Origin of the sequence: Vibrio sp. 10N.222.52.C12, from assembly GCF_041474215.1 — a bacterium.
Lineage (GTDB): Bacteria > Pseudomonadota > Gammaproteobacteria > Enterobacterales > Vibrionaceae > Vibrio > Vibrio crassostreae_C.
This window is the reverse complement of the sequence record NZ_JBFRTR010000131.1, coordinates 1-7,925: the sequence shown is the minus strand read 5'-3', so window position 1 is coordinate 7,925 and position 7,925 is coordinate 1. Positions and strand designations below refer to the sequence as shown.

At 43.3% G+C, this 7,925-nt stretch carries 8 protein-coding genes and 1 other RNA gene; 4 read left to right on the top strand and 5 right to left on the bottom strand.

Features of this window, described 5'->3' with window-relative positions:
• Window positions 1-30 precede the first annotated feature (30 nt).
• Window positions 31-397, bottom strand: a transfer-messenger RNA (tmRNA) gene (ssrA, locus tag AB4623_RS20860).
• A 66-nt stretch (window positions 398-463) separates the two neighbouring features.
• Window positions 464-949 carry an SsrA-binding protein SmpB gene (gene smpB, locus AB4623_RS20855; RefSeq protein ID WP_004735156.1) on the bottom strand — a complete coding sequence of 162 codons (486 nt, stop codon included), beginning with the start codon at window positions 947-949 and terminating at the stop codon, window positions 464-466.
• Between the two features lie 119 nt (window positions 950-1,068).
• Here smpB and AB4623_RS20850 point away from each other — a divergent pair, with 119 nt between their 5' ends.
• Window positions 1,069-1,497 carry an SRPBCC family protein gene (locus tag AB4623_RS20850; protein ID WP_010438915.1) on the top strand — a complete coding sequence of 143 codons (429 nt, stop codon included), beginning with the start codon at window positions 1,069-1,071 and terminating at the stop codon, window positions 1,495-1,497.
• A gap of 3 nt (window positions 1,498-1,500) precedes the next feature.
• The gene (locus AB4623_RS20845) at window positions 1,501-1,809 is read left to right on the top strand and encodes an RnfH family protein (RefSeq protein WP_016796754.1); all 309 of its coding nucleotides are present in this window, start codon (window positions 1,501-1,503) and stop codon (window positions 1,807-1,809) included.
• Window positions 1,810-1,980: 171 nt separating this feature from the next.
• On the opposite strand, the gene bamE is transcribed toward AB4623_RS20845, so the two are convergent.
• The 3 genes from bamE to nadK all read right to left on the bottom strand — a co-directional run bounded on the left by bamE (window position 1,981) and on the right by nadK (window position 5,338).
• Window positions 1,981-2,340: an outer membrane protein assembly factor BamE gene (bamE, locus tag AB4623_RS20840; protein ID WP_010438918.1), complete on the bottom strand. Its 360-nt coding sequence runs from the start codon at window positions 2,338-2,340 to the stop codon at window positions 1,981-1,983.
• A gap of 167 nt (window positions 2,341-2,507) precedes the next feature.
• Complete coding sequence (recN, locus tag AB4623_RS20835; RefSeq protein WP_017059862.1) at window positions 2,508-4,172, bottom strand: DNA repair protein RecN; 1,665 nt, start codon at window positions 4,170-4,172, stop codon at window positions 2,508-2,510.
• A 281-nt stretch (window positions 4,173-4,453) separates the two neighbouring features.
• A complete protein-coding gene (gene nadK / locus AB4623_RS20830; RefSeq protein ID WP_017066747.1) occupies window positions 4,454-5,338 on the bottom strand; it encodes an NAD(+) kinase in 885 nt (294 codons plus the stop codon).
• A 143-nt stretch (window positions 5,339-5,481) separates the two neighbouring features.
• On the opposite strand from nadK, the gene grpE reads away from it, so the two are divergent.
• The gene (grpE, locus tag AB4623_RS20825; protein ID WP_017069543.1) at window positions 5,482-6,063 is read left to right on the top strand and encodes a nucleotide exchange factor GrpE; all 582 of its coding nucleotides are present in this window, start codon (window positions 5,482-5,484) and stop codon (window positions 6,061-6,063) included.
• Between the two features lie 388 nt (window positions 6,064-6,451).
• Window positions 6,452-7,726, top strand: a complete 1,275-nt coding sequence (locus AB4623_RS20820; RefSeq protein ID WP_017072011.1) for a dicarboxylate/amino acid:cation symporter — start codon at window positions 6,452-6,454, stop codon at window positions 7,724-7,726.
• Window positions 7,727-7,925 lie beyond the last annotated feature (199 nt).

Here is a 7,925-nt window from a genome sequence, read left to right as displayed (position 1 = left end):
ACTCTTTCGAGTTGGCCCTTTCCAAACGTTTGGTGGAGCTGGCGGGAGTTGAACCCGCGTCCAAAAATCATTCATCATTGGTACTACATGCTTAGTCGATCTTTAATTTCACCAGCAACCTGCGAACCGACACGCTAGTTAAAGGCTAACCTGAATTATAATTCGCGCTTTTCCTCTCAGGTGGGAGAAGCCGCGCTAGCTAGTTTGGGTTTGATCTCTTATTGGTCCCCGTCTTACGAGCGGAAGCTAGGGTAAGAGAGCTCTGAGCAGGTTATTAAGCTGCTAGTGCGTAGTTTTCGTCGTTTGCGACTATTTTTTTGCGGCTTTTAACGTGGCCAACCGCCCCACGGCATGCACCTCAGACTTCAAAATTCCTGTCGAATCCTAAATCAGCCCCAAGTGTTATTTGCATAGTACCAGAAAAGCTTACCCTGTCTAGCACTGTGCGTTTAAGTGCTTAAAATTAACGCAAATTACTCTTCATAATTCGTGCTTTATCTCTCGCCCAATCTTTTTCTTTCATATCAGTACGTTTATCGTGCAGCTTTTTACCTTTCGCTACGCCAACTTTAATCTTCGCCCAAGAGCGAGACCAGTAAAGTGCGGTTGCGACAAGCGTCATGCCTTCACGGTTAATACGACCGATAAGGTTGTCGAGTTCTTTTCTCGACATTAATAGTTTACGGATACGTGTTGGGTTCGCCACGATATGAGTACTCGCTTGAGTTAGCGGAGTAATCGTCATACCACTGATGAATGCTTCGCCATCTCGGATGTATACGTAGCTTTCTGCGATATTGGTTTTGCCTTCACGTAGGGATTTTACTTCCCAGCCTTGTAGCTCAAGCCCCGCTTCTATCTCATCATCGATGAAATATTCGTGGCGAGCTTTCTTATTAAGCGCAATGGTATTACTACCGGCTTTTGATTTTGATTTATTCTTTGCCATAATGGCCTCATTATACGGAATGCGCCCTAGATGGGGAATCCTTTTTATTTGCGCTCTGGCCCAATACAATTAAAATTGCAGTTTGTGTTAATGTAACGCTGTCTTTAACAGGAGTCTATATGCCAAAGGTTACTCGTTCAGCATTAGTGTCTTTTAGTGCCGACCAGATGTTCAGCTTGGTCAATGATGTTGCTCGTTATCCTGAGTTTTTGCCAGGATGTTCTGGTTCTCGTGTGATCGAATCTTCAGATTCCGCGATGGTGGCTTCGGTTGATGTCTCTAAAGCTGGTATCAGTAAAACATTCACTACGTCGAATCGAATGGCGGATGGTGCTGAAATTTTAATGGAGCTGGTAGATGGCCCGTTTAAGAAGCTGGAGGGGGGCTGGTATTTCACTCCTCTAGACGACCAAGCATGTAAGGTTGAACTTAAACTAGAGTTTGAATTTTCTAGTCGAATGATTGAAATGGCATTTGGCAAGATTTTCAATGAACTGACAAGCAATATGGTCAGTGCTTTTACTCAACGAGCGAAACAGGTTTACTAAGCCATGACTATTGAATCAGATATGATCCACGTAGAAGTTGTGTTTGCGCTTCCACATGAGCAGCGTGTATTTACCTTAGTGGTAAATAAGAACGCGACCGTTGAAGAGATTATTGCGCAGTCTGGTGTTTTAGAGTTGTATCCAGAAATCGACTTGGCGAAAAATAAAGTTGGCGTATACAGCCGCAACGTTAAGTTAGATGCAACCGTTCGAGATAAAGATCGTATCGAAATTTATCGAGCACTGTTAGCCGATCCAAAAGAAATTCGCCGTAAGCGTGCTGAACAAGCGAAAGCGGCGGCTAAATCGTAATACCAAACAAATTTGAATGATAAAGAAGCTCGCATTAGCGAGCTTTTTTTCATCTGTTTGTTAGACAATACAGTCTACAGTCTCATTTGTTAGCAGATATTAAAAAGCCTGCTCATATGAGCAGGCTTTTGCGATTCTTGCTTTTGACTGGAAAGCTTTGTTAGTTGAAAGCTAGCGAAGGCTTTCGAAGAATTCATCACTGGCTTCAAAATCACCATTGATCGTCACTAAGGTGCCCGTTGCATCAAAGTTAACAACAAGATTTTTTTGAATCGAGTCTTCATGGCCTTTTGTGTGGTGGTAAATGTAGTACCACGTATCTGGGTAGCCATTTTCGATAAGCATAGGTGAGCCCATAACGTAACGAACTTGTGTTTTTGTCATGCCAAACTTGAGCTGATCGACAGCTTCCTGTTCAACATAGTTACCCTGATTGATGTCAATTCGATAAACCAACTTCTCTAATAGAGAGCAACCGGTCAACATTGTTAGTGCAAGTGGAACTGCAACTAACCACTTTTTAATTCGCATAGTTTGAGATCTTTCTTCGCTAAAATACTGCCTGATAATAAACAAGCTCCAGCAAGAAGTAAAAAGCTCCTTGCGCTTTGAGCTTGTTATGACTGGCAATTTTGAATTAAGTTGCAAAATTGCCAAGAATTTTCGGTAAATTATCAGAAAGTTGCTGAATATGTAACCTATGCTGCGATTAATAACTCTTTTGCATTGGCAAGCGTCGATTCGGTAATCTGGCTGCCACCAAGCAGTCGAGCAAGCTCTGAAACGCGTTGTTGCTCATCAAGCGTGTGCATTTGAGTCTCGGTTTTACCTGATTTCGTGTTCTTCGCTACAAAAAGTTGTTGGTGACCGCAACCGGCAACTTGAGGTAAGTGAGTCACGCACATAACTTGTGTCGATTCGCCCAGCTTACGTAGCATTTTTCCGACAACCGCAGCGGTTGGTCCACTGATACCCACATCGACTTCATCGAAAATCAGGCTTGGTGTATCCACTTTTTGCGCTGTGATCACCTGAATCGCTAATGAGATTCGTGATAACTCACCACCAGAGGCCACTTTCGCAATCGGCTGCATCGGTTGGCCTGGGTTGGTCGAAACAATGAAGGTCACGTTATCCATACCCAATGGAGAAGGGTGTGTGTTGGTGTTGTTCACTTCAATGGCAAACTGCGCTTTTTCCATGCTCAGTTCGTGCATGCTTTGCGTGATCAGCTTGTTGAGCTCTTTTGCGTAACGAGTTCGAGATTTATGAAGCTTCTCTGATTTAGCAACGAACGATTGGTATTGGTTTTCCACCTCGTTTGCCAGTTCTTCTAATTTTTCATCAGAGCAATCAAGCGCTTCAACTTGTTGTAGTAAGTCTTGATGGTGCTTATACAGCTCTTCAGGTAACACGTGGTGTTTACGAGACATCGACATCACTTTAGAGAAACGCTCCTCAACGTAAGCCATACGACCGGGATCAACATCAATGCTGTCTAGGTATGTTCTTAACTCGTTGTTGGTTTCTTCAATCTGAATAATGGCTTCGGAAAGCAAGTTTGGTAACTCGGCTAATCTTTCATCTAGCTCAGCTAGCTGAATTAAGGAGTTATTGGCCGATTGCAGAATACCAAGCGCATTAACTTCTTCGCCTTCATAAATAAGCTCGATAGCTTGCTGACAGGTTGTGGCCAGTTCTCCGCTATTGGAGAGGCGCTTATGCTCTTGTTCGAGGTCTTCATATTCTTCCTCCCCAATAGACAGCTCATTTAACTCTTTGATTTGGTATTCAAGAAGTTGTTTTTGAGCTTGATTTTGCTGGCTATTTTCACGTAACTCTTTCAAGTGGTTATCGGCTTGTCGCCAGGCTTGGTAAGCATTACGTGTCGATTTCAACAGGTTCAAGTGGCCTGCGTATTGATCAAGCATGGCCATTTGGTAATCGCTCTTCATCAACTGATGATGCGCATGTTGACCATGGATGTTGATCAGCAGTTGTCCTAGCGATTTCAATTGCGAAAGAGGGACAGGGCTACCGTTGATGAATGCACGAGAACGACCTTCTTTTGAGATGGTTCTGCGCAGGATGCACTCACTGCCATCAAGCAATTCGTTGTCTTCTAACCAGCGGGTAGCATGCAGATTGTTCTCAAGTAAAAAAGCGGCACTGACTTCGGTTTTTTCTTCACCTTGTCGAACCATTCCTGCATCGGATCTTCCTCCAAGGCATAAGCCTAAAGCATCGATAGCGATAGATTTACCCGCACCAGTTTCCCCGGTGATTGTTGTCATGCCTTTAGAGAGTTCTAGCTGTAAAGACTTAACAATAGCGAAATTATTAACACTTAAATGAGCCAGCATTTTTATTTACCTGTATAAATGAACAATACTGTATATAAGCTCAGTATATACTGTTTCTTTATACAGTAAAGTCGACAGGTGAAAATTTTTTGCGACAGCTCTCAGAATTGAGCTTGTCTGTAGATCACTGAAACCGCTATAGATTCCCAACTCAGTCGTTCCTCCCTCTTGGGAATGACGATGTGGTGGATTGGCGTAAAGATAGAGGCGGTGGGCTTTTAATCGGCAATAAAAAAGGCTGACGAATGTCGTCAGCCTTTTTAAAATCGTTCGCTTTTCACTTAGAACAGCTTGCTCGACCAGCCTAGCTTGTTACGTAGAACGTGGTAGTAGTTGTAGTCTTTAGGGTGGATCAGTTTGAGCACATTTGGGCTTTGGTAAATGTGGATCTCATCACCAGGAGAAACCGGTAGCGAGATTTGACCATCACAGCTCACTTCCTGAGTTCCACGGTTATCAGGCGATACGATAAGCTTAATACGACGCTTGCCATCCACCACTAATGGGCGGCTTGAAAGGGTGTGCGGGAACATTGGCACGAGTGAGATAGCATTTAGGCTTGATGACAGGATAGGGCCGCCGCCGGAAAGCGAGTAGGCGGTAGAACCTGTCGGTGTTGAGACGATTAAGCCATCAGAGCGCTGTGAGAAGGCGAAGCTGTCATCGATATACACTTCGAACTCGATCATGTGAGCAACTTGGCCGGGGTGCAGTACAGCCTCATTAAGGGCTGCATTGTGGCTTTTTATCTGGCCGTGACGATGAATTTCCGTTTCAAGTAAGAAGCGCTCTTCTTCCATGAACTCGCCTTTGAGAACATCAGTAAGCGCACTCTGGAAGTTTTCAGGGTTGAGATCGGTTAGGAAACCAAGATTGCCTCGGTTAACACCAATCACTGAAATGTCGAAACGTGACAAGATTCTAGCGGCACCGAGCATATTTCCGTCACCACCGACCACAATAGCGAGATCGGCGCGTTTACCTAATTCAATCAGGCTAGAAAAATGTTCTTTTGGGATGTCGTCCAAAATAGTGGCGAGTCTGTCATCAACAAACACTTGATAACCCTCAGCACTTAACCACTGATAGAGCTCTCTATGAGTCTGAATTGCTTGCTGATCTCGAGGTTTACCGATAATGGCGATGACTTCAAATGGCTTTTTCATAACGTTTCCAAACGAATTAGGCTTGAATCAAAATTCTTCATCCCCATAATAAAGGCAAGTTGAACGTCTATGCGAGTGTTTTATATCAATTTGGGGCGCAAACACGCCTGTCACTTGCATTGAAAACGAATTCTGGAGATATCATGAGCAACGAAGAAAACAAAGTAACCGAAGCAGAGCTAGATCAGATCATCGCTGAAGCTGAGAAAGTTGAAGAAGCTGAACTGAATGAAGACGCTGCTGATGAGCAGGAAGCAAAAATCGCTCAACTGGAAGCTGCACTGCTTTCTAGCGAATCTAAAGTGAAAGAGCAGCAAGATTCTGTTCTTCGCGCGAAAGCTGAAGTTGAAAACATGCGTCGCCGTAGCGAACAAGAAATTGATAAAGCGCGTAAATTCGCTTTGAACAAGTTTGCTGAAGGTCTGCTTCCTGTAATCGACAACCTAGAGCGTGCAATGCAAGCGGCAGACGCTGAAAACGAAGTGGTTAAGCCACTGTATGAAGGTGTTGAGCTAACGCACAAAACGTTCGTAGACACAGTTGCTAAGTTTGGTCTCAAAGAGATCAACCCTGAAGGTGAAGCGTTCAACCCTGAATTCCACCAAGCGATGTCTATCCAAGAAAGCCCAGATCACGAATCGAACACGGTTATGTTTGTGATGCAAAAAGGCTACGAACTAAACGGTCGTGTGGTTCGCCCAGCGATGGTTATGGTTGCTAAGTAATGACGAATTACGTTGCCAAGTGATTGACTGGTGCATTGACTGAGTTAGTCGCAGCGACAAAATAAATCACTGGTTTGCGTAAAATAAAAAGAGAGGTATAGGCCTCTCTTTTTTTGTGCCTATAACTTGAGAGTCCACGTAAATAAGCATCAAAACCGCATTAAGAATGTCGTTCTTTTTATTTCATTCAGATCTGCGATTTAGAGTTTTGTGTTATGAAACTTGTTGTGATTGAGTAAATGTTTTGATGTCACATTTGTGATGTTTTTGTAAATAAATACTTTTAATTGTTATCTTTGTATGTAAAATCCACTGCCATATAGCGATTTTGGTCGCATATATAACTATAAAAGTACAAATTTTAAACACAACAAACTGGAGAAGAACGATGGATAAATCGCTCTCAAGTAAAATTTTTGTAGGCTTGTTCGCCGGTCTACTTATTGGTACTGCTATTCAGTACCTATTCAGCGGTATTGCTATTTTTGATACGTATCTACTTGGCGCTGCCGAAGGTGCTGGTGGTATGTTTGTATCACTTATCAAATTGCTTGTAGTTCCTCTTGTATACGTATCTATTGTTTGCGGTATTGTTGAGCTAAAAGATATTCGTTCATTTGGCCGTCTTGGTGGTAAAACCTTTGGTCTTTACATTATTAACACCATCATCGCGATTTCAGCAGCGCTAACGATTGGTCTTATTTTCCAACCAGGTGCAGGTGCGAACCTTGCGGGTACGGTTTCTGAGACAATTGCGCTTACAACAACTGAAACACCAGACATCTTCTCTCTTGTTGTTAACATCGTTCCTAGCAACCCTGTAGAAGCGTTCGCAAGCGGCGACATGCTACAAATCATCTTCATGGCAATTTTGACAGGTCTTGCTATTCAAGCGCTTGATTCTCGTGGTGGCCCAGCTATCAAGACATTCAAGATGGCTAACGAAATCATGATGAAGCTTATCGGCCTAGTAATGAGCTTGGCGCCTTACGGTGTATTTGCTCTGATGATTCAACTGGGCGCAACACTGGATGCAGACACGCTAATGTCAGTTGCTGGCTATGTGGCGCTTGTGGTTGCAATGCTTGTGTTCTGGATTTTCTTCTTCTATCCAATGATGGTTGGTTCATTCACTGGTATTTCTCCAAAGCAGTTCCTACGTGCAACTCGTGAGCAAGTTCTATTCTCACTATCTACAGCAAGTTCGAACGCAACAATCCCAGTAACAATGCGTACTCTTACTGACAAACTAAACGTATCTAAGTCAGTAGCAGGTTTCGGTGTACCACTGGGTGCAACAATGAACATGTCTGGTGTATCTATCTACATTGCACTCGCAACTATGTTCGTAGCAAACGCGTTTGGTCAGCCAATCAATACTGCTGATATCTTCACTCTTGGTCTAACTATCCTGCTACTGTCTATCGGTGCTGGTGGTGTTCCTGGTGGCGGTGTTGTGATGGTAGGTGTTCTATTGCACCAACTAGGTTTACCACCAGAAGGTCTAGCGATTGTTGCTGCTGTTGACCGTATCTGTGACATGTTCTGTACTTCTTCTAACGTTGTTGGTGATACTGCGGTTAACACTATCGTAGCGAAATCTGAAAACGAAATCGGCGTTGAAGCTAACGAAGAAGCTGAGCTAAAGAAAGCAGAAGCATAATTCTTAATTAAGATTCGATAATTAGAAGCCCCGCTCAATGAGAGCGGGGCTTTTTTGTTTCTGATGATAAGTGCTTTGGGCTACCTGATAACTTGGCTAAAAATATCTTTGATTGGTGTTAAGTCTCATTTTTTCTTTTTACTCGTGCCGAATTGGCCATCAGTTTTCAATCTTTAATATAGATCACATATAATAATAC